The sequence below is a fragment of the Isoptericola sp. NPDC057391 genome (assembly GCF_042668085.1).
In the GTDB taxonomy this organism is placed as follows: Bacteria; Actinomycetota; Actinomycetes; order Actinomycetales; family Cellulomonadaceae; genus Isoptericola.
This window is the reverse complement of the sequence record NZ_JBHVBO010000030.1, coordinates 1-23,034: the sequence shown is the minus strand read 5'-3', so window position 1 is coordinate 23,034 and position 23,034 is coordinate 1. Positions and strand designations below refer to the sequence as shown.

Sequence of the window (23,034 nt, the reverse complement as noted above, 5' to 3'; positions counted from 1 at the left end):
TTCCGTGCGAACTCGCGGACGTCGGCCATCACAGCTCCAGCCCCGCTTCCCGGGCGCCGTCGGCGACCGCAGCCACCCGACCGTGGTACTTGTTGCCACCGCGGTCGAAGACCACGGTCTCGACGCCGGCGGCCTTGGCACGCGCGGCGACGAGCTCGCCGACCTTGCGGGCCTTCGCGGTCTTGTCGCCGTCGAGGGCGCGCAGGTCGGCCTCGAGGGTCGAGGCCGAGGCCACGGTCTTGCCGACCGTGTCGTCGACGACCTGCGCCACCATGTGGCGCGAGGAGCGGGTCACGACGAGGCGCGGACGCGCCGCGGTGCCCTTGATCTTCTTGCGCAGGCGCAGGTGACGGCGCTGACGAGCGACGGCCTTGCCCTTGCCCAGAACCTTGAGAGCCATCACTTACCAGCCTTTCCGACCTTGCGGCGGACGACCTCGCCGGCGTAGCGCACGCCCTTGCCCTTGTAAGGCTCGGGCTTGCGGATCTTGCGGATGTTCGCTGCGACCTCGCCGACCTGCTGCTTGTCGATGCCCGCGACCGAGAACTTGGTCGGGCTCTCCACCGCGAAGGTGATGCCCTCGGGAGCGGTCACGGTGACCGGGTGCGAGAAGCCGAGAGCGAACTCCAGGCTCTGCCCCTTGGCCGCGACGCGGTAACCGGTACCGACGATCTCGAGCTTCTTCTCGTAGCCCTGGGTCACACCGGTGACGATGTTGGCCAGGAGGGTACGGGTGAGGCCGTGCAGCGCACGGGACTCACGCTCGTCGTCCGGGCGCGACACCACGAGGGAGCCGTCGTCCTGAGCGACCGTGATGGGGGCGGGCACCGTGTGCTCCAGGGTCCCCTTCGGGCCCTTGACGGTCACGAGCGCACCGCTGATGGTGACGTCCACGCCGGCCGGGACCGGAACGGGGAGCTTGCCGATTCGAGACATGGCGATTCTCCTTTCCGGATTACCAGACGTAGGCGAGGACTTCGCCGCCCACGCCCTTGGCCTGGGCCTGACGGTCCGTCAGCAGGCCGGAGGACGTGGACAGGATCGCCACGCCGAGGCCGCCGAGGACCTGGGGCAGGTTGGTGGACTTCGCGTAGACGCGGAGGCCGGGCTTCGAGACGCGGCGCACGCCGGTGAGGGCGCGCTCGCGGCTCGGGCCGTACTTCAGCGTGAGGGTGAGCGACTTGCCCACCTTCGCGTCCTCGACGGTCCAGCCGGAGATGTAACCCTGCGCCTGCAGGATCTCCGCGATGTTCGACTTCAGCTTCGAGTGCGGCATGGTGACCGTCTCGTGGTGCGCCGAGTTCGCGTTGCGCAGACGCGTGAGCATGTCTGCGATGGGGTCTGTCATGGTCATTGGGCTCCAGCCCTTCCTCGCCGGGGTATCCGGGCGGTACCGAGGTACCGCCCGGACCTGCGGCGTAGTGGTTTTACCAGCTGCTCTTGGTGACGCCGGGGAGCTCGCCGCGGTGGGCCATCTCCCGCAGGCAGATCCGGCACAGGCCGAACTTGCGGTAGACCGAGTGCGGACGGCCGCAGCGCTGGCACCGGGTGTAGGCGCGGACGGCGAACTTCGGCTTGGCGTTCGCCTTGTTGATCAGGGCCTTCTTCGCCATGTCAGTTCTCCTTGAAGGGGAAGCCGAGACGGCGCAGCAGGGAGCGGCCCTCGTCATCGGTCGTCGCCGTGGTCACGACCGTGATGTCCATGCCGCGGACGCGGTCGATCTTGTCCTGGTCGATCTCGTGGAACATCGACTGCTCCGTGAGACCGAAGGTGTAGTTGCCGTGCCCGTCGAACTGCTTCGGGCTCAGACCGCGGAAGTCGCGGATACGCGGCAGCGCGATCGACAGCAGCCGGTCGAGGAACTCCCACATCCGGTCGCCGCGCAGCGTGACGTGCGCGCCGATCGGCATGCCCTCGCGCAGCTTGAACTGCGCGATGGACTTCTTGGCCCGGGTCACCTGGGGCTTCTGCCCGGTGATCGCCGTGAGGTCGCGGATCGCGCCCTCGATGAGCTTGGAGTCCTTGGCGGCGTCACCGACACCCATGTTGACGACGATCTTGGTCAGACCGGCGACCTGCTGGATGTTCTGGTGGCCGAACTCCTCGCGCAGCGCCGCGATGATCTCCTCGCGGTACTTCTGCTTGAGGCGCGGGGTGGCCGGGGCCTCGAGAGTGGTCTCGGTCATCAGATGTCCTTCCCGGAACGCTTGGCGACGCGCACACGGACGGTGCGGGTACGGCCGTCGCGCTCGACCTGCTCGGTACGGAACCCGACGCGCGTGCCCTTCTTGGTCTCCGGGTCGACGACCATCACGTTCGAGACGTGGATCGGCGCCTCGACGGTCTCGATGCCACCCGTGCGGGTGCCGCGAGCCGTCTGGCCGGCCTTGACGTGCTTGGTGACGCGCTGCACGCCCTCGACCACGACGCGGTCGGAGTCCTTGAGGACCTCGAGCACGCGGCCCGTCTTGCCCTTGTCGCGACCGGCGATGACGATCACCTGGTCGCCCTTCTTGATCTTCGCCATGGTCAGAGCACCTCCGGCGCCAGCGAGATGATCTTCATGAACCGCTTGTCGCGCAGCTCGCGCCCGACCGGGCCGAAGATGCGGGTGCCGCGGGGCTCACCGTCGTTCTTGAGGATCACGGCGGCGTTCTCGTCGAACTTGATGTAGGAACCGTCCGGACGACGGCGCTCCTTGGCGGTCCGGACGACGACGGCCTTGACCACGTCGCCCTTCTTCACGTTGCCGCCGGGGATCGCGTCCTTGACGGTGGCGACGATCGTGTCGCCGATACCGGCGTAGCGACGGCCGGACCCACCGAGAACACGGATGCAGAGGATCTCCTTGGCACCCGTGTTGTCGGCGACCCGCAGTCGCGACTCCTGCTGGATCATCGATTGATCTCCTGTCGTCGAGCTGGTTCTCGTCCCGGGATCTCCCGGGCGAGCCTTGCCGAACGGATAGTTGCTGTGGTGACCGGGACGGGCCGCATACGTGTGTCACGGCCCGCCCCGGCCGAAGGTCAGAAGACCTTCTGGATCACTTGGCCTTCTCGAGGATCTCCGTCAGGCGCCACCGCTTGGTCGCGGACAGCGGACGGGTCTCCATGATCTCGACCAGGTCGCCGATACCGGCGGAGTTCTGCTCGTCGTGCGCCTTCACCTTGGTGGTGGTGCGCATGACCTTGCCGTACAGGGGGTGCTTCTTGCGGTCCTCGACCTCGACGACGATGGTCTTCTCCATCTTGTCGCTGACGACGTAGCCACGACGGACCTTGCGCGTGCTGCGCGCGGTCGTCTCAGCGGCCACCGCGTTGGTGTTCTCGCTCATCGATGCCTCACTCACTCACGCTCGGGGCCGTGCGGATACCGAGCTCGCGCTCGTGCAGGACCGTGTAGATCCGCGCGATGTCGCGCTTGACGGCCTTGATCCGACCGTGGGACTCCAGCTGGCCGGTGGCCGACTGGAAGCGGAGGTTGAAGAGCTCCTCCTTGGCCTTCTTCAGCTCGGCGACCAGCTTCTCGTCGTCGAACCCGTCGAGGTCAGCGGGGGCCAGGCCCTTGGTTCCGACTGCCATCAGTTCGCACCACCCTCGCGCACCACGAAACGGCACTTCATCGGGAGCTTGTGGATCGCGCGGCGCATGGCCTCACGGGCCAGCTCCTCGTCGACACCCGCCAGCTCGAAGACGATCCGGCCGGGCTTGACGTTGGCGACCCACCACTCGGGCGAGCCCTTGCCGGAACCCATGCGGGTCTCGGCGGGCTTCTTGGTCAGGGGACGGTCCGGGTAGATGTTGATCCAGACCTTGCCGCCACGCTTGATGTGACGGGTCATCGCGATACGAGCAGCCTCGATCTGACGGTTGGTGACGTAGGCGGGCTCGAGGGCCTGGATGCCGTAGTCGCCGAACGCGATCGTGGTGCCACCCTTGGCCGCGCCGGAGCGCTTGGGGTGGTGCTGCTTGCGGTGCTTGAGCCTGCGGGGGATCAGCATGACTCAGGCCTCCGTTCCGGACTCGGGGGCCGCAGCCTGCTCCGGCGCCGGGGCCGCGTCGGACGCGGGGGCGCTCTCGGCGGCCGGCTGGGCCTGACGCTCGGGGCGACGACCGCCACCGCGGCGCTCCCCACGCTCGCCACCACGGCCACGACCCTGACGGGGCGCGGCGGCGGCCTGCTGCGCGGCGAACTCCTTCTCGGTGATGTCGCCCTTGTAGATCCACACCTTCACGCCGATGCGGCCGAAGGTGGTGCGGGCCTCGAAGAAGCCGTAGTCGATGTTCGCGCGCAGCGTGTGCAGCGGCACACGACCCTCGCGGTAGAACTCCGACCGGCTCATCTCGGCGCCGCCGAGACGGCCCGAGACCTGCACGCGGATGCCCTTGGCGCCGGCGCGCTGCGCGGACTGGATGCCCTTGCGCATGGCGCGGCGGAAGGAGACGCGGCTCGCGAGCTGCTCGGCGATGCCCTGCGCGACCAGCTGCGCGTCGATCTCCGCGTTCTTGACCTCGAGGATGTTGAGCTGAACCTGCTTGCCCGTGAGCTTCTCGAGCTCGCCGCGGATGCGGTCGGCCTCGGCTCCCCGGCGGCCGATGACGATGCCCGGACGCGCCGTGTGGATGTCCACGCGGACGCGGTCGCGGGTGCGCTCGACCTCGACCTTGGAGATGCCGGCCCGCTCGAGGCCGGTGCTCATGAGCTTGCGGATCGCCACGTCCTCGCGGACGTAGTCGCGGTACCGCTGACCAGGCTTGGTGCTGTCGGCGAACCAGCGCGACCGGTGGTCGGTGGTGATGCCGAGGCGGTACCCGTGCGGGTGAACCTTCTGCCCCACTATCGGGCCCCTTCCTTCTGCTCACGCGGTGCGACGACCACGGTGATGTGGCTGGTGCGCTTGAGGATCCGGCTCGCACGCCCCTGGGCCCGCGGACGGAACCGCTTGAGGGTCGGGCCCTCGTCCACGAACGCCTCCGAGACGAAGAGCTCCGTCTCGTCGAAGCGCTCGCTGGCGCGGTCGGCCTTCACCCGGGCGTTCGCGACGGCGCTCTCCACGACCTTGCGGATCGGCTCGCTCGCCGCCTGCGGCGCGAACTTCAGCACCGCGACGGCCTCGGCGGCCTGCTTGCCACGGATGAGGTCCACGACGCGCCGGGCCTTCTGGGGCGTGACACGGACGAACCGCGCCTGCGCCTTGGCTTCCATTGCTGTCCTGCTTCCTTTTCTCAGACCGTCGGGGCCTGTCGTCCGGCTGACCCGGGGGTCAGCGGCGACGGCCCTTCTTGTCGTCCTTCACGTGGCCGCGGAAGGTTCGCGTGGGAGCGAACTCGCCGAGCTTGTGGCCGACCATCGCCTCGGTGACGAAGACCGGGGTGTGCTTCCGGCCGTCGTGCACGGCGAAGGTGTGACCGAGGAAGTCGGGCGTGATGACCGACCGACGGGACCAGGTCTTGATGACGTTCTTGGTCCCCTTCTCGTTCTGAGCGTCCACCTTCTTCTGCAGGTGGTCGTCGACGAAGGGGCCCTTCTTCAGGCTACGAGGCATCTGTCAGGCTCCTTATCAGCGCTTCTTGCCGGTGCGGCGACGGCGGACGATCAGCTTGTCGCTCGGCTTGTTCGGGCGGCGGGTCCGGCCCTCGGGCTGGCCCCACGGGCTGACCGGGTGGCGACCACCGGAGGTCTTGCCCTCACCACCACCGTGCGGGTGGTCGACCGGGTTCATGACGACGCCTCGGACGGTCGGGCGGACGCCCTTCCACCGCTTGCGGCCGGCCTTGCCCCAGTTGATGTTCGACTGCTCGGCGTTGCCCACCTCGCCGACCGTGGCGCGGCAGCGCAGGTCGACGTTGCGGATCTCGCCGGACGGCATGCGGAGCTGCGCGTACGGGCCGTCCTTCGCGACGAGCTGCACGGAGGCACCCGCGGAGCGGGCGATCTTCGCGCCGCCACCGGGGCGGAGCTCGACGGCGTGGATGACCGTACCCGTCGGGATGTTGCGCAGCGGCAGGTTGTTGCCGGGCTTGATGTCGGCGCCGGCACCGGCCTCGACGACGTCGCCCTGCGACAGCTTGTTCGGCGCGACGATGTAGCGCTTCGTGCCGTCCGCGTAGTGCAGGAGCGCGATCCGAGCCGTGCGGTTCGGGTCGTACTCGATGTGCGCGACCTTGGCGGGCACGCCGTCCTTGTCGTGGCGACGGAAGTCGATCACACGGTAGGCACGCTTGTGGCCACCGCCCTTGTGACGGGTCGTGATGCGACCGGAGTTGTTGCGCCCACCCGTCTTGGACAGCGGACGGACCAGAGACTTCTCCGGCTCGGAGCGCGTGATCTCGACGAAGTCGGCGACGCTGGCGCCGCGGCGGCCGGGCGTCGTCGGCTTGTACTTACGGATTCCCATGGGTTAGTCCTCGATCTGCTCTCTGCGCCTCAGGAAGCCGGACCGCCGAAGATGTCGATCGTGCCCTCACGGAGGGTCACGATCGCGCGCTTCGTGTCCTTGCGCTTGCCCAGGCCGAAGCGCGTGCGACGCGCCTTGCCCTTGCGGTTGATCGTGTTCACCGAGTCGACCTTGACGCCGAAGACCTGCTCGACCGCGATCTTGATCTCGGTCTTGTTGGCCCGCGGGTCCACGACGAAGGTGTACTTGCCCTCGTCGAGGAGGTTGTAGGACTTCTCGGAGACGACCGGCGCGATCAGGATGTCGCGCGGGTCCTTCGTCACGGCGGTCACTTGGTGGCCTCCTTCTCGGCGGACTCGGTCTCGGCCGCCTCGGACTCCGTGGCGACAGCCTTCACGCTCTTGCCCGTGGCCGGGCCGGCGAGGAACGCGGCGAGCGCGCCCTCGGTGAAGACGACGTCGTCGGAGACGAGCACGTCGTAGGTGTTGAGCTGGTCCGCGGTCAGCAGGTGGACCTGCTCGACGTTGCGGAGCGACAGGATCGTCAGCTCGTCCGAGCGCTCGGTGACCACGAGGACGTGCTCGCGCTCGGTGAGCGCCGCGATCGTCTTGACGGCGGTCCGGGTCGACGGCGCGCCGTCGAGGCCGAAGCCGGAGACCACGTGGACGCGGCCGGCGCGAGCCCGGTCGGAGAGGGCGCCACGGAGCGCGGCGGCCTTCATCTTCTTGGGGGTGCGCTGGTCGTACTTGCGCGGCTGCGGGCCGTGGACGGTGCCACCGCCGGCGAACTGCGGGGCGCGGGTCGAACCCTGGCGGGCGCGGCCGGTGCCCTTCTGCTTGTACGGCTTCTTGCCACCACCGCGGACGTCGCCGCGGGTCTTGGTGGCGTGCGTCCCCTGGCGGGCGGCGGCGCGCTGCGCCACGACCACCTGGTGGATCAGCGGGACGTTGGTCGCGACGTCGAACACCTCAGCGGGGAGCTCGGCGGAGCCGGCCTTCTTGCCCTGGGCGTCGAGCACGTCGACGGTCTGGTTGGCCATGGAGGTCACGCACCCTTCGCGGCGGTACGCACGACGACGACGCCACCCTTGGGGCCGGGAACCGCGCCCTTGACGAGCAGCAGACCCTTCTCGGCGTCGACCGCGTGGACGGTCAGGTTCTGGACGGTCATGCGGGCGTGGCCCATGCGACCGGCCATCCGCAGGCCCTTGAAGACGCGCGACGGCGTCGAGGCGCCGCCGATCGAGCCGGCCTTGCGGTGGTTGCGGTGGGCACCGTGGGAGGCGCCGACGCCGGAGAAGCCGTGGCGCTTCATGACACCGGCGGTGCCCTTGCCCTTGGTGGTGCCGACGACGTCGACCACGGCACCGGCCTCGAAGGCCTCGGCGGTGATCTCCTGGCCGAGCGTGAACTCGGCGGCGTCCTCGGTGCGGACCTCGGCGACGTGACGACGCGGCGTGACGCCGGCCTTCTCGAAGTGGCCCTTGAGCGGCTTGGTGACCTTGCGCGGGTCGATCTGGCCGGCGGCGAGCTGCACGGCCGCGTAGCCGTCGGCGTCCGCGGAGCGGACCTGCGTCACGACGTTGGTCGGGACGGCCACGACGGTGACGGGGACCAGACGACCGGCGTCGTCCCACAGCTGCGTCATGCCGAGCTTGGTGCCGAGCACCGCGGTCACGTTCTTCTGCTGGTTGGTCATGTCTATCCCAGCCTCAGAGCTTGATCTCGATGTTCACGTCGGCAGGCAGGTCGATCCGCATGAGCGAGTCGACGGCCTTCGGCGTGGGGTCGATGATGTCGATGAGCCGCTTGTGCGTGCGCATCTCGAAGTGCTCGCGGCTGTCCTTGTACTTGTGAGGCGACCGGATGACGGTGAAGACGTTCTTCTCCGTCGGCAGCGGCACCGGACCCACGACCGTCGCACCAGCGCGCGTCACCGTGTCGACGATCTTGCGCGCCGAGCTGTCGATGACCTCGTGGTCGTAGGACTTGAGCCGGATGCGGATCTTCTGTCCCGCCATGGCGTCGTCTGACTCTCTCTCTCGAACCGCTACTGTCCGACCCCCGCGCTCGGGCGTGTCGCGCTAGGCGACGTACCCGGGCGCACACCGAACCGGCGTGGGGCCGTTGATTGTGGTCCGCGCGAGGCGGACCACGACGTCTGTCTGGCCTGTCGAGACATGTGTCCCGCGGGGCGCTCACGCGCGTCGACAGCCGGCAACCCCGCGACTCCTCCGAGAGGAGAACCGCTCCAGGCGGGTGGACCGCTCCGGGAGACCGGACCGGTGCACGCACCGTGGTGCTACACACTGTTCGACACGAGAAAGAACGCGCCCGTGACAGGCAACCTGAACATCTTGCCACAGGGAACCCCGTGATTCCAAGCCGGAACGAGGTTCTGCCGCTGTGACGCCGGACGCACCTCCCAAGGGGCACGGCGCGTCCGGACGTGCCGGAGGCCCGGACCCTTCACGGGCCCGGGCCTCCGGACGATCAGCCGGGCTTCAGCCGACCAAGCTCAAGCGATGATCACTTGATGATCTTGGTGACACGGCCGGAACCGACCGTGCGGCCACCCTCACGGATGGCGAAGCCGAGGCCCTCCTCCATGGCGATGGGCTGGATCAGCTCCACCGACATCTCGGTGTTGTCGCCGGGCATGACCATCTCGGTGCCCTCGGGCAGCGTGATGACGCCGGTGACGTCCGTGGTCCGGAAGTAGAACTGCGGACGGTAGTTCGAGTAGAACGGGTTGTGACGGCCGCCCTCGTCCTTGCCCAGGATGTAGACCTGCGCCTCGAAGTTCGTGTGCGGGGTGATCGAACCCGGCTTCACGACGACCTGGCCACGCTCGACGTCCTCGCGCTTGATGCCGCGCAGGAGCAGACCGGTGTTGTCGCCGGCCTGGGCCTGGTCCATCTGCTTGTGGAACGTCTCGATACCGGTGACCGTGGTCTTCTGGGGCGCACGGATGCCGACGATCTCGACCTCGGAGTTGACGTCGAGCGCACCGCGCTCCACCTTTCCGGTCACGACGGTGCCGCGGCCGGTGATGGTGAAGACGTCCTCGATCGGCATGAGGAACGGCTTGTCGAGCTCGCGGACCGGGTCGGGGACGTTCTCGTCCACGGCCTCCATGAGCTCCAGGACCTTCTTGGTCCACTCGGGGTCACCCTCGAGGGCCTTGAGGCCGGAGACGCGGACGACGGGCGCGTTGTCGCCGTCGAACTCCTGCGACGACAGCAGCTCGCGGACCTCCATCTCGACGAGCTCGAGGATCTCCTCGTCGTCGACCATGTCGGCCTTGTTCAGCGCGACCAGCAGGTAGGGGACGCCCACCTGGCGGGCCAGCAGCACGTGCTCGCGCGTCTGGGCCATCGGACCGTCGGTCGCCGCGACCACCAGGATCGCGCCGTCCATCTGGGCGGCACCGGTGATCATGTTCTTGATGTAGTCGGCGTGACCCGGCGCGTCGACGTGCGCGTAGTGACGCTTCGGCGTCTCGTACTCGATGTGCGCGATGTTGATCGTGATACCGCGCTGCTTCTCCTCCGGCGCGGCGTCGATCTCGTCGAAGTTGCGCTGCGTGTTCGCCGGCAGGTCGGGGTACGTGTCCGCAAGCGTCTTCGAGATCGCGGCGGTCAGCGTCGTCTTGCCGTGGTCGACGTGCCCGATCGTGCCGATGTTGACGTGCGGCTTGGTCCGCTCGAACTTGGCCTTAGCCACTGGGGTCCTCCTGGGACTTGGGTAGATGTTCCCGAACGTTGCGAGACTCGGCGAGAGAGCCTACATCCCGCGGGGCGACGGGGGTTTCCTACAGGTTGATGGTTGTGCTGGTCGTCGACCTGTGGGGACTCACTCGCCCCGGGTCTTCTTGATGATCTCGTCAGCAACGTTGCGAGGAACCTCGGCGTAGCTGTCGAACTGCATCGAGTACACGGCGCGGCCCTGCGTCTTGGAACGCAGGTCACCGATGTACCCGAACATCTCGCTCAACGGTACCTGGGCGCGCACGACCTTGACACCGGTCGCGTCCTCCATGGACTGGATCATCCCACGACGCGAGTTGATGTCGCCGATCACCTCACCCATGTACTCCTCGGGCGTCCGGACCTCGACGGCCATGACGGGCTCGAGCAGCACCGGGTCGGCGCGCTTGATGCCCTCCTTGAAGACCATCGAGCCGGCGATCTTGAACGCCATCTCCGAGGAGTCGACGTCGTGGTAGGCACCGTCGAGCAGCGTGGCCTTGACGCCCACGACGGGGAACCCGGCCAGCACGCCCTGCTGCATCGCCGACTGGATACCGGCGTCGACGGAGGGGATGTACTCGCGCGGGATGCGGCCACCGGTCACGGCGTTCGCGAACTCGTAGAGCTCGCCCTCGGCCGTGTCGAGCGGCTCGAAGGTCACCTGGACCTTCGCGAACTGGCCCGAGCCACCGGTCTGCTTCTTGTGCGTGTAGTCGATCTTCTCCGCCGTGCGGCGGATCGTCTCGCGGTACGCCACCTGCGGCTTGCCGACGTTCGCCTCGACCTTGAACTCGCGACGCATGCGGTCGACGAGGATGTCGAGGTGGAGCTCGCCCATGCCGCCGATGACGGTCTGGCCGGTCTCCTCGTCCAGCTTCACGCGGAAGGTCGGGTCCTCCTCGGCGAGCTTCTGGATCGCGGTCGACAGCTTCTCCTGGTCGGCCTTCGTCTTCGGCTCGATGGCCACGTCGATGACCGGCTCGGGGAAGGTCATCGACTCGAGGATGACCGGGTTGCCCGGGTCGCTCAGGGTGTCACCGGTGGTGACGTCCTTGAGCCCGATGAAGGCGTAGATGTGACCCGCCTGCGCCTCGGGGACCGGGTTCTCCTTGTTGGAGTGCATCTGGAAGAGCTTGCCGATGCGCTCACGCTTGCCCTTGGTCGTGTTGAGCACCTGGGCGCCCTGCTCGACCTTGCCGGAGTACACGCGCACGTAGGTGAGCTTGCCGAAGAACGGGTGCGCGGCGACCTTGAACGCCAGGGCCGAGAACGGCTCCGAGGCGTCCGCGTGACGCTCGACGACCTTCTCCTCGTCCTTGACGTCGTGGCCCTCGATCGAGGGGACGTCGAGCGGCGACGGCAGGTAGTCGATCACGGCGTCGAGCATGGGCTGCACGCCCTTGTTCTTGAACGCCGAGCCGCACAGGACCGGGAAGGCCTCCGAGTTGATCACGAGGTGGCGGATGCCGCCCTTGATCTCGTCGATCGTGAGCTCCTCGCCGCCCAGGTACTTCTCGAGCAGCGCCTCGTCGGTCTCCGCGACGGCCTCGATGAGCTCGTTGCGGTACTGCTCGGCCTTCTCCTGGAGGTCGGCCGGGATCTCCTCGACGTCGTAGCTCTCGCCGAGCTTCGTCTCGCCGTGCCAGACCAGCGCCTTCATCTCGAGCAGGTCGACGACGCCGATGAAGTCGTTCTCGGCGCCGATCGGCAGCTGGATGACCAGCGGCTTCGCCTTGAGGCGGTTGACGATCGTGTCGACCGTGAAGTAGAAGTCGGCACCCAGCTTGTCCATCTTGTTGACGAAGCAGATGCGCGGGACGTCGTACTTGTCGGCCTGGCGCCACACGGTCTCGGACTGGGGCTCCACGCCCTCCTTGCCGTCGAAGACGGCGACCGCGCCGTCGAGCACGCGCAGGGAGCGCTCGACCTCGACGGTGAAGTCCACGTGACCGGGGGTGTCGATGATGTTGATCTGGTTGTTCTTCCAGTAGCAGGTCGTCGCGGCGGACGTGATCGTGATGCCGCGCTCCTGCTCCTGCTCCATCCAGTCCATCGTCGACGCACCGTCGTGCGTCTCACCGATCTTGTAGTTCACACCCGTGTAGTACAGGATGCGCTCGGTGGTGGTCGTCTTGCCGGCATCGATGTGGGCCATGATGCCGATGTTGCGGACCTTCTTCAGGTCGGTCAGCACGTCGAGTGCCACGGTGTCTTTCCCCTTGGTCGGTGGAAGGTCGGAAGCCGGGCCGGAGGCCCGGCCCCCGGCCGGCTCCGGATCCGCGGACGGCCCCGGGGGTCACCCGGAGCCGTCCTGAGCGCATCACCAGCGGTAGTGCGCGAACGCCTTGTTCGAGTCGGCCATCTTGTGCATGTCCTCGCGGCGCTTCACCGCGGCACCGAGGCCGTTGGAGGCGTCGAGGATCTCGTTCATCAGGCGCTCGGTCATCGTCTTCTCGCGACGGGCGCGCGAGAAGTCGGTGAGCCAGCGCAGCGCGAGCGTCGTGGAGCGCGCGGGGCGGACCTCGACGGGCACCTGGTAGGTGGCGCCACCGACACGGCGGGAGCGGACCTCGAGGGCCGGGCGGACGTTCTCCAGCGCGCGCTTGAGCACGACGACCGGGTCCTGGTCCGTCTTGGCACGGACGCCCTCGAGGGCGCCGTAGACGATCGCCTCGGCGGTGGACTTCTTGCCGTCGAGCAGGACCTTGTTGATCAGCTGCGTGACGACGGGCGACCCGTAGACGGGATCGACGATGAGCGGCCGCTTGGGGGCCGGACCCTTGCGAGGCATCAGGCCTTCTCCTTCTTCGCGCCGTACTTGCTGCGGGCCTGCTTGCGGTTCTTCACGCCCTGCGTGTCGAGCGCGCCACGCACGATCTTGTAACGGACACCCGGGAGGTCCTTCACACGGCCGCCGCGGACGAGCACGATCGAGTGCTCCTGCAGGTTGTGGCCGACGCCGGGGATGTACGCCGTGACCTCGGTGCCCGAGGACAGCTTGACGCGCGCGACCTTGCGGAGCGCGGAGTTCGGCTTCTTGGGGGTGGTGGTGTACACGCGGGTGCACACGCCGCGCCGCTGGGGCGAGTCCTTGAGGGCCGGCGTCTTCGACGCCACGGCCTTCGTGGACCGGCCCTTGCGGACGAGCTGCTGGATCGTAGGCACTACGTCTCCGTCGTCTTCTCGAGCTCACGAGGGCCGGCCGGCCCTCGACGGTGGTCTGTCTGGCTTGTGCGTGCCGATCGCATGCGGCACCCGCGGCCCTCACGGACCGCAACGCCACTTACCACCGGCTCGATGGCCCGGATCAGCTCAGCTCCCCCGCCCTCACGGACGGTCCGAGCGATCTTCCCGGGGTACCTGTGCGCTCAGGTCGGCGACGCCTCCGGCAGCCGGCCCGAGCGGGAGAGCTCTGGGCTGACAGCGGGATGCGCGCGCGACGGCACGGGCACGGCTTCCAAGATTACCCGCGGAAGCAAGCGGGGTCAAAGGAACGGGAGGGACGCACGCTGTGACGTGCGCCCCTCCCGGACTACCTCGTGGTGAGGATCAGCGGATCAGCGGAAGTCGCCGAAGTCCAGGTCCTCCAGCGGGATCGCCTCGCCGGAGCCCATGCCGAGCGTCGGGAAGTCGATCTCGTCGTAGCCGAAGCTCGGGTAGAGCTCGGCCTTGGCCTGCTCGGTCGGCTCGACCTCGATGTTCCGGTAGCGGGGCAGGCCCGTGCCGGCGGGGATGAGCTTACCGAGGATGACGTTCTCCTTGAGGCCCAGCAGCGGGTCGCGACGACCGCTCATCGCCGCCTCGGTGAGCACGCGGGTCGTCTCCTGGAAGGAGGCGGCCGAGAGCCACGAGTCGGTGGCGAGCGACGCCTTCGTGATGCCCATGAGCTCCGGACGGCCGGAGGCCGGCTGGCCACCCTCCGCCACGGCTCGACGGTTCGCGTCCTCGAAGCGGACGCGCTCCGCGAGCTCACCCGGCAGCAGGTGCGAGTCACCCGAGTCGAGCACGGTCACGCGACGCAGCATCTGCCGCACGATGACCTCGATGTGCTTGTCGTGGATGTCCACGCCCTGCGAGCGGTAGGTCTCCTGGACCTCGTCCACCAGGTGCTTCTGCGTGGCACGCGGGCCCAGGATGCGCAGCACCTTCTTCGGGTCGACGGCGCCCTGGACCAGCTGGGTGCCGACCTGGACCTGCTCGCCGTCGGCGATCAGGAGGCGGGCACGCTTGGTCACCGGGTAGCGGATCTCCTCGCCGCCGTCCGCCGGCGTGAGGACCAGGTGGCGCGTGCGCTCCGTGTCCTCGATCGCCACGGTGCCCGTGTACTCCGCGATCGGGGCCTCACCCTTGGGGGTGCGGGCCTCGAACAGCTCGGTGACGCGGGGCAGACCCTGCGTGATGTCCTCCGCGGAGGCGACACCACCGGTGTGGAAGGTACGCATCGTCAGCTGCGTGCCCGGCTCACCGATCGACTGCGCCGCGATGATGCCGACGGCCTCGCCGATGTCCACCAGCTTGCCGGTGGCCAGGGAGCGGCCGTAGCACTTGGCGCAGGTGCCGACGCGCGACTCGCAGGTCAGCACGGAGCGGACCTTGACGTCCTCGATGCCGGCGGCGATCACCTTGTCGATGATCACGTCGCCCGCGTCCGAGCCCGCCTCGGCCACGACGTTGCCGTCCGCGTCCACGACGTCCGTCGCGAACGTGCGCGAGTAGATGCTCGTCTCGACGCGCGGGTGCGGCACCAGCACGTCGCCGATGCGCTCGGCGACGGGCAGCGTGAGGCCGCGCTCGGTGCCGCAGTCCTCCTCGCGGATGATGACGTCCTGCGACACGTCGACCAGACGACGGGTCAGGTAGCCGGAGTCCGCGGTACGCAGCGCCGTGTCGGCCAGACCCTTGCGGGCACCGTGCGAGGCGATGAAGTACTCGAGGACGGACAGGCCCTCGCGGTAGTTGGACTTGATCGGGCGGGGGATGATCTCGCCCTTCGGGTTCGCCACGAGGCCGCGCATACCGGCGATCTGGCGGACCTGCATCCAGTTACCACGGGCGCCCGAGGACACCATGCGGTACAGCGTGTTCCGCGAGTTGTTCTCGAGGTTCTCGCGCATGACCGACGCGATCTTGTCGGTGGCCTGGGTCCAGATCTCGATGAGCTCCTGCCGGCGCTCGTCGTCGGTGATCAGACCCTTGTCGAACTGGTCCTGGACCTTCAGCGCACGCTGCTCGTGCTCGTCCAGGATGTCGTTCTTGACCTCCGGCATCGCGACGTCGGAGATCGCGATCGTGACGCCCGAGCGCGTGGCCCACCGGTAGCCGGCGTCCTTCAGCGCGTCGAGCGACGTCGCGACGTCGACCTTCGGGTAGCGCTCCGCCAGGTCGTTGACGATCGTCGAGAGCTCCTTCTTGCCGACGACGCCGTTCTGGAACGGGTAGTCGATCGGGAGCGCCTCGTTGAAGATCGTGCGGCCCAGGGTGGTCTCGAACAGCAGCGGCTGCCCGGGCTCCCAGCCCTCGGGGGCCTCGAAGCCCTTGGTCGGGGGCACGAGGTCCGACATCCGCAGCTTGATCGTGGCGTTGAGGTCCAGCTCGCCGCGGTCGAGGGCCATGATCGCCTCGGCCTGCGAGGAGAACACGCGCCCCTCCCCCGTCGCGCCGGGGCGGTCCGAGGTGAGGTGGTGCAGACCGATGATCATGTCCTGCGAGGGCATGGTCACCGGACGGCCGTCCGACGGCTTGAGGATGTTGTTGCTCGAGAGCATGAGGATGCGGGCCTCGGCCTGCGCCTCGGCGCTCAGGGGCAGGTGGACCGCCATCTGGTCGCCGTCGAAGTCCGCGTTGAACGCCGCGCACACGAGCGGGTGCAGGTGGATGGCCTTGCCCTCGACGAGCTGCGGCTCGAACGCCTGGATGCCCAGACGGTGCAGGGTGGGGGCACGGTTCAGCAGCACCGGGTGCTCCTGGATGACCTCCTCCAGCACGTCCCACACCTCGGCGCGGGTGCGCTCGACCATGCGCTTGGCGCTCTTGATGTTCTGCGCGTGGTTGAGCTCGACCAGCCGCTTCATGACGAACGGCTTGAACAGCTCGAGCGCCATCTGCTTGGGCAGGCCGCACTGGTGCAGCTTGAGCTGCGGGCCGACCACGATGACCGAACGGCCCGAGTAGTCGACGCGCTTGCCGAGCAGGTTCTGACGGAACCGGCCCTGCTTGCCCTTGAGCATGTCGGAGATCGACTTCAGCGGGCGGTTGCCCGGGCCCGTGACCGGACGGCCGCGGCGACCGTTGTCGAACAGCGAGTCCACGGCCTCCTGGAGCATCCGCTTCTCGTTGTTGACGATGATCTCCGGCGCGCCCAGGTCGAGCAGGCGCTTGAGCCGGTTGTTGCGGTTGATCACGCGGCGGTACAGGTCGTTGAGGTCCGACGTCGCGAACCGGCCACCGTCGAGCTGCACCATCGGGCGCAGGTCCGGCGGGATGACCGGGACGGCGTCGAGCACCATCGCCGTGGGCGAGTTGGTCGTCGTGAGGAACGCGTTGACGACCTTCAGCCGCTTGAGCGCGCGCGTCTTGCGCTGGCCCTTGCCGGTGCGGATGGTCTCGCGCAGCGACTCGGCCTCGGCCTCCAGGTCGAAGCTCTCGAGGCGCTTCTGGATCGCCGCGGCGCCCATCGAGCCCTCGAAGTACGTGCCGTACCGGTCGACGAGCTGGCGGTACAGCATCTCGTCGCCCTCGAGGTCCGCGACCTTGAGGTTCTTGAACCGGTCCCAGACCTGCTCGAGGCGGTCCAGCTCCTGGTCGGCACGCTTGCGCAGCTGCGCCATCTCGCGCTCGGCGGAGTCGCGCACCTTGCGGCGCGCGTCGGCCTTGGCGCCCTCGGCCTCCAGCTCGGCCAGGTCGGCCTCGAGCTTGGCGGCGCGGGTGTTGATGTCGTTGTCGCGGCGGTCCGAGATCTCCTTCTTCTCCAGGTCGATCTCGTTCTGGAGGTTCGGGAGGTCCTCGTGACGGGCCTCGTCGTCGACCCACGTGACCATGTAGGCCGCGAAGTAGATGACCTTCTCCAGGTCCTTCGGGGCCAGGTCCAGCAGGTAGCCGAGGCGCGACGGCACACCCTTGAAGAACCAGATGTGCGTGACCGGGGCGGCGAGCTCGATGTGGCCCATGCGCTCACGGCGCACCTTCGAGCGCGTCACCTCGACGCCGCAGCGCTCGCAGATGATGCCCTTGAAGCGCACGCGCTTGTACTTGCCGCAGTAGCACTCCCAGTCCCGGGTGGGGCCGAAGATCTTCTCGCAGAAGAGCCCGTCCTTCTCCGGCTTCAGGGTGCGGTAGTTGATGGTCTCGGGCTTCTTGACCTCTCCGTGCGACCAGGCACGGATGTCGTCGGCCGTGGCCAGGCCGATACGCAGCTCGTCGAAGACGTTGACGTCGAGCAAGATGTCCTACTTCCTCAAAGCTTTCGAATGTCCGTGGAGTTCAGCTGGTCGCTGGATCAGATCTCGTCGACCGTGGCGGCCGAGTTGGGGCGGCGGGACAGATCGATGCCCAGCTCCTCCGCGGCGCGGTACACCTCGTCGTCGGACTCCTTCATCTCGATGGAGGTCCCGTCGCTCGAGAGCACCTCGACGTTCAGGCACAGCGACTGCATCTCCTTGAGGAGCACCTTGAAGGACTCCGGGATGCCCGAGTCGGGGATGTTCTCGCCCTTGACGATCGCCTCGTAGACCTTCACGCGGCCCGGGACGTCGTCGGACTTGATGGTGAGCAGCTCCTGCAGCGTGTAGGCCGCGCCGTACGCCTCGAGGGCCCACACCTCCATCTCGCCGAAGCGCTGGCCGCCGAACTGCGCCTTACCACCCAGCGGCTGCTGCGTGATCATCGAGTACGGGCCGGTCGAGCGCGCGTGGATCTTGTCGTCGACCAGGTGGTGGAGCTTGAGGATGTACATGTAGCCCACCGACACCGGGTCCGGGAACGGCTCGCCGGAGCGGCCGTCGAACAGCCGGGCCTTGCCGTCGGTCGCGACCATGCGGTCGCCGTCGCGGTTCGGCAGCGTCGTGGACAGCAGGCCGCGCAGGCCCGACTCCTCGAGGCCGTCGAAGACCGGCGTCGCCACCGGCGTCCCCGGCTCCGACTTCGACGCGACCTCGGGCAGGGTCTCCTTCCAGGAGAGGTCCTTGCCCTCGGCCAGCTCGATGTCCCAGCCGCGGCTCGCGACCCAGCCCAGGTGCGTCTCGAGGACCTGGCCGACGTTCATGCGGCCGGGCACGCCCAGCGGGTTGAGGATGACGTCGACCGGCGTCCCGTCGGGGAGGAACGGCATGTCCTCCTGCGGCAGGATCTTCGAGATGACGCCCTTGTTGCCGTGACGGCCGGCGAGCTTGTCACCGACGGTGATCTTGCGGCGCTGGGCGATGTAGACGCGGACCAGCTGGTTCACGCCCGCGGGCAGCTCGTCGCCGTCCTCGCGGTTGAACTCGCGGACGCCGATGACCGTGCCCTGCTCGCCGTGAGGCACCTTGAGGGACGTGTCGCGCACCTCGCGGGCCTTCTCGCCGAAGATGGCGCGCAGCAGCCGCTCCTCCGGGGTCAGCTCGGTCTCGCCCTTCGGGGTGACCTTGCCGACCAGGACGTCGCCCGCGCCGACCTCGGCACCGATGCGGATGATGCCGCGCTCGTCGAGGTCCGCCAGGACGTCCTCGGAGACGTTCGGGATGTCCCGCGTGATCTCCTCGGGCCCGAGCTTGGTGTCGCGGGCGTCGACCTCGTGCTCCTCGATGTGGATCGAGGACAGGACGTCGTCCTCCACGAGGCGCTGCGACAGGATGATCGCGTCCTCGTAGTTGTGGCCCTCCCACGACATGAACGCCACGAGCAGGTTGCGGCCGAGCGCGAGGTCGCCCTCGTCGGTCGCCGGGCCGTCGGCCAGCACGGAGCCGACCTCGACCCGCTGGCCCTCGTCCACGAGCACGCGCTGGTTGTAGCTGGTGCCCTGGTTCGAGCGGCGGAACTTCGCCGCGCGGTACGAGCCGGTGGTGCCGTCGTCGTTCGCGACGAGGACCAGGTCCGCGGACACCTCGGTGACCACGCCGGGCTTGGTCGCGACGATGACGTCGCCGGCGTCGACCGCCGCACGACGCTCCATGCCGGTGCCGACCAGCGGCGCCTCGGAGCGCACCAGCGGCACGGCCTGGCGCTGCATGTTCGCGCCCATGAGCGCGCGGTTCGCGTCGTCGTGCTCGAGGAACGGGATGAGCGCCGTCGCGACGGACACCATCTGGCGCGGCGAGACGTCCATGTAGTCGACCTCGGCCGGCGGCAGGTCGTCGGTCTCGCCGCCCTTGGTGCGCACCAGGACGCGGTCGTTGAGGAACGTGCCGTCCGCGGCGAGCTCGGTGTTCGCCTGGGCGATGATGTGCCGGTCCTCGTCGTCGGCGGTCAGGTAGACGATCTCGTCCGTGACCTTGCCGTCGACGACCTTGCGGTACGGCGTCTCGATGAAGCCGAACGGGTTGATGCGACCGAACGACGCGAGCGAGCCGATGAGGCCGATGTTCGGGCCCTCAGGGGTCTCGATCGGGCACATGCGGCCGTAGTGCGACGGGTGGACGTCACGGACCTCCATGCCGGCGCGGTCACGGGACAGACCACCCGGGCCGAGGGCGTTGAGGCGACGCTTGTGCGTCAGGCCTGCCAGCGGGTTGTTCTGGTCCATGAACTGCGACAGCTGCGAGGTGCCGAAGAACTCGCGGATCGACGCCACCACGGGGCGGATGTTGATCAGCGTCTGCGGCGTGATCGCCTCGACGTCCTGCGTCGTCATGCGCTCGCGGACCACGCGCTCCATGCGGGACAGGCCCGTGCGCACCTGGTTCTGGATGAGCTCGCCGACGGCGCGGATGCGGCGGTTGCCGAAGTGGTCGATGTCGTCAGTCTCGACGCGGACCTCGATCGGCTGGCCGTCGCGCGTGCCGGAGATCGTCGCCTGGTCGGCGTGCAGCGCGGCCAGGTACTTGATCGTGGCGACGACGTCGGTCACGGACAGCGTGGAGTCCGTCAGCGGCGCCTCGACGCCGAGCTTCTTGCCCACCTTGTAGCGGCCGACCTTCGCCAGGTCGTAGCGCTTCGGGTTGAAGTAGAAGTTCTCGAGCAGCGCGCGACCGGCCTCGACCGTGGGCGGCTCGCCCGGGCGGATCTTGCGGTACAGGTCGACGAGGGCCTCGTCCTGCGTGTGGACGTGGTCCTTCTCGAGCGTGTCGAGCACGGACGGGAAGTCCGCGAACTCCTCGCGGATCTCCGCCTCGGTGAGGCCGAGGGCCTTCAGCAGGACGGTGACGGGCTGCTTGCGCTTGCGGTCGACGCGCACGCCGACGGCGTCGCGCTTGTCGATCTCGAACTCGAGCCAGGCGCCGCGCGACGGGATGACCTTCGCCGAGAAGACGTCCTTGTCGCTCGTCTTGTCGGGCTGGCGCTCGAAGTAGACGCCCGGGGAGCGGACCAGCTGCGAGACGACGACGCGCTCGGTGCCGTTGATGATGAACGTGCCACGCTCGGTCATGAGCGGGAAGTCGCCCATGAAGACCGTCTGGCTCTTGATCTCACCGGTCGTGTAGTTCACGAACTCGGCCGTCACGAACAGCGGGGCGGCGAAGGTGAAGTCCTTCTCCTTGCACTCGTCCGCCGTGTACTTCGGCGGCTCGAACCGGTGGTTCGAGAAGGAGAGGGACATCGACTGACCGAAGTCCTCGATCGGCGAGATCTCCTCGAAGATCTCCTCGAGGCCCGACGTCGCGGGGACGTCCGAGCGGCCGGCGGCGGTGGCCGCCTCGACCCGGGCCTGCCAGGCGGGGCTGCCGAGGAGCCAGTCGAAGCTCTCGGTCTGCAGCCCGAGGAGGTCGGGGACCTCGAGCGGCTCGTAGATCTTGGCGAAGGAGACGCGGCGGGAAGCGGTGCGGTTCGCGATAGCGTCGGCGGACGGAACAGAAGGGGTGCGCGAGGCAGCCAAGAGGGGTCCTTCCCTGCAGTTCGATGGCACGCTGTACGCTCAGCGAGGCTGCAGGCGCCGGACCGCGGCGGGAGGAACCGGCCCAGGGGTCACGAAGACGTGATCACGAGGGGCGGGACTTCGTCGGCGGGGAGGCGTCGGGGCACAAGCGAGCGCAAAGCGCTAGCGTAGCCAGAACTTCGTCGTTTGTCCACTCGCGCGGGCACACGAGCGGACGCCCTCGGTTCTGGGTCTTGAGGACGTTGTCTCGGTGGCCGCCATATGCCGCCCAAGAAACGGTTGTCGGACCAGCCTAACCCGTGGTAGGCGCCCCCGGCCAGGCGCCGGCGCGCGACGTCGGTCACGACACGACACCTCCACAACCGGTCCGCTCTCCCACGACGCCGCGCCATCGTCCGGTCGCTCGCCGCGGCAGTTCGCGCTCGCCGCGGCAGCTCGAACTGCCGCGCCGAGCGCAAGCTGCCGCCGTGACGACGTCGGACACCGCCGTCCGCCGCCACGACGCAGCGAGGCCCGCACCCCCGAAGGGATGCGGGCCTCGCGGAAGCGATGCGCGGCTAGGCCGCGGGAATCACTTGAGGGTGACGGTGGCGCCGGCGCCCTCGAGGGCAGCCTTGGCCTTGTCGGCCGTCTCCTTGTTCGCGCCCTCCAGGACCGGCTTCGGGGCGCCGTCCACGAGGTCCTTGGCCTCCTTCAGGCCGAGGGACGTGAGCGCGCGCACCTCCTTGATGACCTGGATCTTCTTGTCGCCGGCGGCCTCGAGGATGACGTCGAACTCGTCCTTCTCCTCGGCGGCCTCGGCGCCACCGGCACCACCGGCGGCGGGGGCGGCAACCGCGACGGCGGCGGGAGCAGCGGCGGTGACCTCGAACTTCTCCTCGAAGGCCTTCACGAAGTCGTTGAGCTCGATGAGCGTGAGCTCCTCGAAGGCGGCCAGGAGCTCGTCGGTGCTGAGCTTCGCCATGATGGCGTTCCTTTCAGTTGGTGCGTCCTGGGGCCTGGGGCCCCGCAGAAGCAAGGGAGGGGGTAGTGCTTGCCGTACCGCCGTCAGGCGGCAGCGGCCTCCGATTCCTGCTTCTGACGCAGGGCATCGATGACGCGAGCGGCCTGGGCCGGCTTCGCGCTGAAGGCGTAGGCAGCCTGGAAGAGCTTGGCCTTCATCGCGCCGGCCGTCTTGGCCAGCAGGACCTCGCGGGACTCGAGGTCCGCGAGCTTGGTGATCTCTGCAGCGGTCAGCGGCTTCCCGTCAAGGACACCGCCCTTGATGACCAGTGCAGGGTTCGCCTTGGCGAAGTCACGCAGACCCTTGGCGGCCTCGACCGGGTCGCCGGTCACGAACGCGATCGCGGACGGACCCTTGAGGTCGGCCTCGAACGCGTCGATCCCGGCCTCCTTGGCCGCGATGGACGTCAGCGTGTTCTTCACCACGGCGTAGGTTGCGTTGCCGCTGAGCGACCGACGCAGCTCCTTGAGCTGCGCGACGGTGAGCCCGCGGTACTCGGTCAGCACGGCCGCGTTCGAGTCACGGAACTTGTCCGCGACCTCCGCGACAGCGGCTGCCTTGTCCGGCCTCGCCATGGCAATCCTTCCGGTGGTGGTGCCACCGGTACCTGCGAAAGAAAAGAGCCCCGGCGCAGGTGCGCACGGGGCTCGGAGCTCACAGCCAGGCTGTGTGATCGTCGTCGTGTCACCTACGCAGGCCCCCGCTCTCACGGGACTTCGGTCTTCGGCTTGCTGGGGCGAGCCCGGGCAGCGTCGGACGACCGGCGGTCTTGGGTGCTCCCGTAGCCCCGGCGCCGTTGCCGGGGGCTGCCCCGGCCTCCTGCCTCGAATCCCGGCGGGGCCGGGCGGAGCCGGGCCGGGTGGGGTGGGGCGGC

General features: G+C 68.5%; 26 protein-coding genes. All 26 read right to left on the bottom strand.

Translation table 11 applies throughout. From position 1 onward, the window contains the following. Window positions 1-28 precede the first annotated feature (28 nt). Window positions 29-400, bottom strand: a complete 372-nt coding sequence (rplR, locus tag ACFUVW_RS06685; RefSeq protein ID WP_429727854.1) for a 50S ribosomal protein L18 — start codon at window positions 398-400, stop codon at window positions 29-31. Continuing rightward, on the bottom strand, window positions 400-936 hold the full coding sequence (gene rplF, locus ACFUVW_RS06680; protein WP_430570552.1) for a 50S ribosomal protein L6: 537 nt from the start codon (window positions 934-936) through the stop codon (window positions 400-402). The genes rplR and rplF overlap by 1 nt, the downstream gene beginning before the upstream one ends. A gap of 19 nt (window positions 937-955) precedes the next feature. Beyond that, a complete protein-coding gene (gene rpsH / locus ACFUVW_RS06675; RefSeq protein WP_430570551.1) occupies window positions 956-1,354 on the bottom strand; it encodes a 30S ribosomal protein S8 in 399 nt (132 codons plus the stop codon). Between the two features lie 73 nt (window positions 1,355-1,427). After that, complete coding sequence (locus ACFUVW_RS06670; protein ID WP_013837851.1) at window positions 1,428-1,613, bottom strand: type Z 30S ribosomal protein S14; 186 nt, start codon at window positions 1,611-1,613, stop codon at window positions 1,428-1,430. 1 nt (window position 1,614) lies between these two features. Further along, window positions 1,615-2,187, bottom strand: a complete 573-nt coding sequence (gene rplE, locus ACFUVW_RS06665; RefSeq protein ID WP_429727852.1) for a 50S ribosomal protein L5 — start codon at window positions 2,185-2,187, stop codon at window positions 1,615-1,617. After that, window positions 2,187-2,528, bottom strand: coding sequence for a 50S ribosomal protein L24 (gene rplX, locus ACFUVW_RS06660; protein WP_430570550.1), 342 nt, complete (start codon window positions 2,526-2,528; stop codon window positions 2,187-2,189). Before rplX ends, rplE begins: the two co-directional genes overlap by 1 nt. A gap of 2 nt (window positions 2,529-2,530) precedes the next feature. Further along, window positions 2,531-2,899 carry a 50S ribosomal protein L14 gene (rplN, locus tag ACFUVW_RS06655; protein WP_013837848.1) on the bottom strand — a complete coding sequence of 123 codons (369 nt, stop codon included), beginning with the start codon at window positions 2,897-2,899 and terminating at the stop codon, window positions 2,531-2,533. A gap of 145 nt (window positions 2,900-3,044) precedes the next feature. Then, window positions 3,045-3,335, bottom strand: a complete 291-nt coding sequence (rpsQ, locus tag ACFUVW_RS06650; protein WP_429727850.1) for a 30S ribosomal protein S17 — start codon at window positions 3,333-3,335, stop codon at window positions 3,045-3,047. 7 nt (window positions 3,336-3,342) lie between these two features. Further along, a complete protein-coding gene (rpmC, locus tag ACFUVW_RS06645; protein ID WP_380321628.1) occupies window positions 3,343-3,582 on the bottom strand; it encodes a 50S ribosomal protein L29 in 240 nt (79 codons plus the stop codon). Further along, a complete protein-coding gene (gene rplP, locus ACFUVW_RS06640; protein WP_429727849.1) occupies window positions 3,582-4,001 on the bottom strand; it encodes a 50S ribosomal protein L16 in 420 nt (139 codons plus the stop codon). The genes rpmC and rplP overlap by 1 nt, the downstream gene beginning before the upstream one ends. A gap of 3 nt (window positions 4,002-4,004) precedes the next feature. Next, entirely contained in the window at window positions 4,005-4,838 is an 834-nt protein-coding gene (gene rpsC, locus ACFUVW_RS06635; RefSeq protein ID WP_429727848.1) for a 30S ribosomal protein S3, read from the bottom strand. Continuing rightward, complete coding sequence (rplV, locus tag ACFUVW_RS06630) at window positions 4,838-5,206, bottom strand: 50S ribosomal protein L22 (RefSeq protein ID WP_429727847.1); 369 nt, start codon at window positions 5,204-5,206, stop codon at window positions 4,838-4,840. Before rplV ends, rpsC begins: the two co-directional genes overlap by 1 nt. Window positions 5,207-5,264: 58 nt before the next feature. Next, on the bottom strand, window positions 5,265-5,546 hold the full coding sequence (gene rpsS, locus ACFUVW_RS06625) for a 30S ribosomal protein S19 (protein ID WP_075829208.1): 282 nt from the start codon (window positions 5,544-5,546) through the stop codon (window positions 5,265-5,267). Window positions 5,547-5,561: 15 nt separating this feature from the next. Further along, complete coding sequence (gene rplB, locus ACFUVW_RS06620) at window positions 5,562-6,398, bottom strand: 50S ribosomal protein L2 (protein ID WP_429727846.1); 837 nt, start codon at window positions 6,396-6,398, stop codon at window positions 5,562-5,564. A gap of 29 nt (window positions 6,399-6,427) precedes the next feature. Then, the gene (gene rplW, locus ACFUVW_RS06615) at window positions 6,428-6,730 is read right to left on the bottom strand and encodes a 50S ribosomal protein L23 (RefSeq protein ID WP_079572420.1); all 303 of its coding nucleotides are present in this window, start codon (window positions 6,728-6,730) and stop codon (window positions 6,428-6,430) included. Next, window positions 6,727-7,437, bottom strand: a complete 711-nt coding sequence (gene rplD / locus ACFUVW_RS06610) for a 50S ribosomal protein L4 (protein ID WP_430570549.1) — start codon at window positions 7,435-7,437, stop codon at window positions 6,727-6,729. Before rplD ends, rplW begins: the two co-directional genes overlap by 4 nt. Before the next feature lie 5 nt (window positions 7,438-7,442). Beyond that, complete coding sequence (rplC, locus tag ACFUVW_RS06605) at window positions 7,443-8,096, bottom strand: 50S ribosomal protein L3 (RefSeq protein WP_430560130.1); 654 nt, start codon at window positions 8,094-8,096, stop codon at window positions 7,443-7,445. A 13-nt stretch (window positions 8,097-8,109) separates the two neighbouring features. Beyond that, window positions 8,110-8,418: a 30S ribosomal protein S10 gene (rpsJ, locus tag ACFUVW_RS06600; protein WP_013837837.1), complete on the bottom strand. Its 309-nt coding sequence runs from the start codon at window positions 8,416-8,418 to the stop codon at window positions 8,110-8,112. A gap of 508 nt (window positions 8,419-8,926) precedes the next feature. Beyond that, the gene (tuf, locus tag ACFUVW_RS06595; protein ID WP_429727842.1) at window positions 8,927-10,123 is read right to left on the bottom strand and encodes an elongation factor Tu; all 1,197 of its coding nucleotides are present in this window, start codon (window positions 10,121-10,123) and stop codon (window positions 8,927-8,929) included. Between the two features lie 129 nt (window positions 10,124-10,252). Next, a complete protein-coding gene (gene fusA, locus ACFUVW_RS06590; RefSeq protein WP_430570548.1) occupies window positions 10,253-12,355 on the bottom strand; it encodes an elongation factor G in 2,103 nt (700 codons plus the stop codon). Window positions 12,356-12,469: 114 nt separating this feature from the next. Further along, the gene (gene rpsG / locus ACFUVW_RS06585) at window positions 12,470-12,940 is read right to left on the bottom strand and encodes a 30S ribosomal protein S7 (protein WP_380244197.1); all 471 of its coding nucleotides are present in this window, start codon (window positions 12,938-12,940) and stop codon (window positions 12,470-12,472) included. Further along, window positions 12,940-13,314 (bottom strand): 30S ribosomal protein S12, encoded by a 375-nt coding sequence (gene rpsL / locus ACFUVW_RS06580; RefSeq protein ID WP_416342463.1) that lies wholly within the window; start codon window positions 13,312-13,314, stop codon window positions 12,940-12,942. Before rpsL ends, rpsG begins: the two co-directional genes overlap by 1 nt. A 392-nt stretch (window positions 13,315-13,706) precedes the next feature. Continuing rightward, on the bottom strand, window positions 13,707-17,588 hold the full coding sequence (locus tag ACFUVW_RS06575; protein WP_430570547.1) for a DNA-directed RNA polymerase subunit beta': 3,882 nt from the start codon (window positions 17,586-17,588) through the stop codon (window positions 13,707-13,709). Between the two features lie 56 nt (window positions 17,589-17,644). After that, window positions 17,645-21,157, bottom strand: coding sequence for a DNA-directed RNA polymerase subunit beta (gene rpoB, locus ACFUVW_RS06570; protein WP_430570546.1), 3,513 nt, complete (start codon window positions 21,155-21,157; stop codon window positions 17,645-17,647). Window positions 21,158-21,728: 571 nt separating this feature from the next. After that, window positions 21,729-22,121: a 50S ribosomal protein L7/L12 gene (gene rplL / locus ACFUVW_RS06565; protein WP_430570545.1), complete on the bottom strand. Its 393-nt coding sequence runs from the start codon at window positions 22,119-22,121 to the stop codon at window positions 21,729-21,731. Window positions 22,122-22,204: 83 nt separating this feature from the next. Next, complete coding sequence (gene rplJ / locus ACFUVW_RS06560) at window positions 22,205-22,735, bottom strand: 50S ribosomal protein L10 (RefSeq protein ID WP_430560124.1); 531 nt, start codon at window positions 22,733-22,735, stop codon at window positions 22,205-22,207. Window positions 22,736-23,034: the final 299 nt, after the last annotated feature.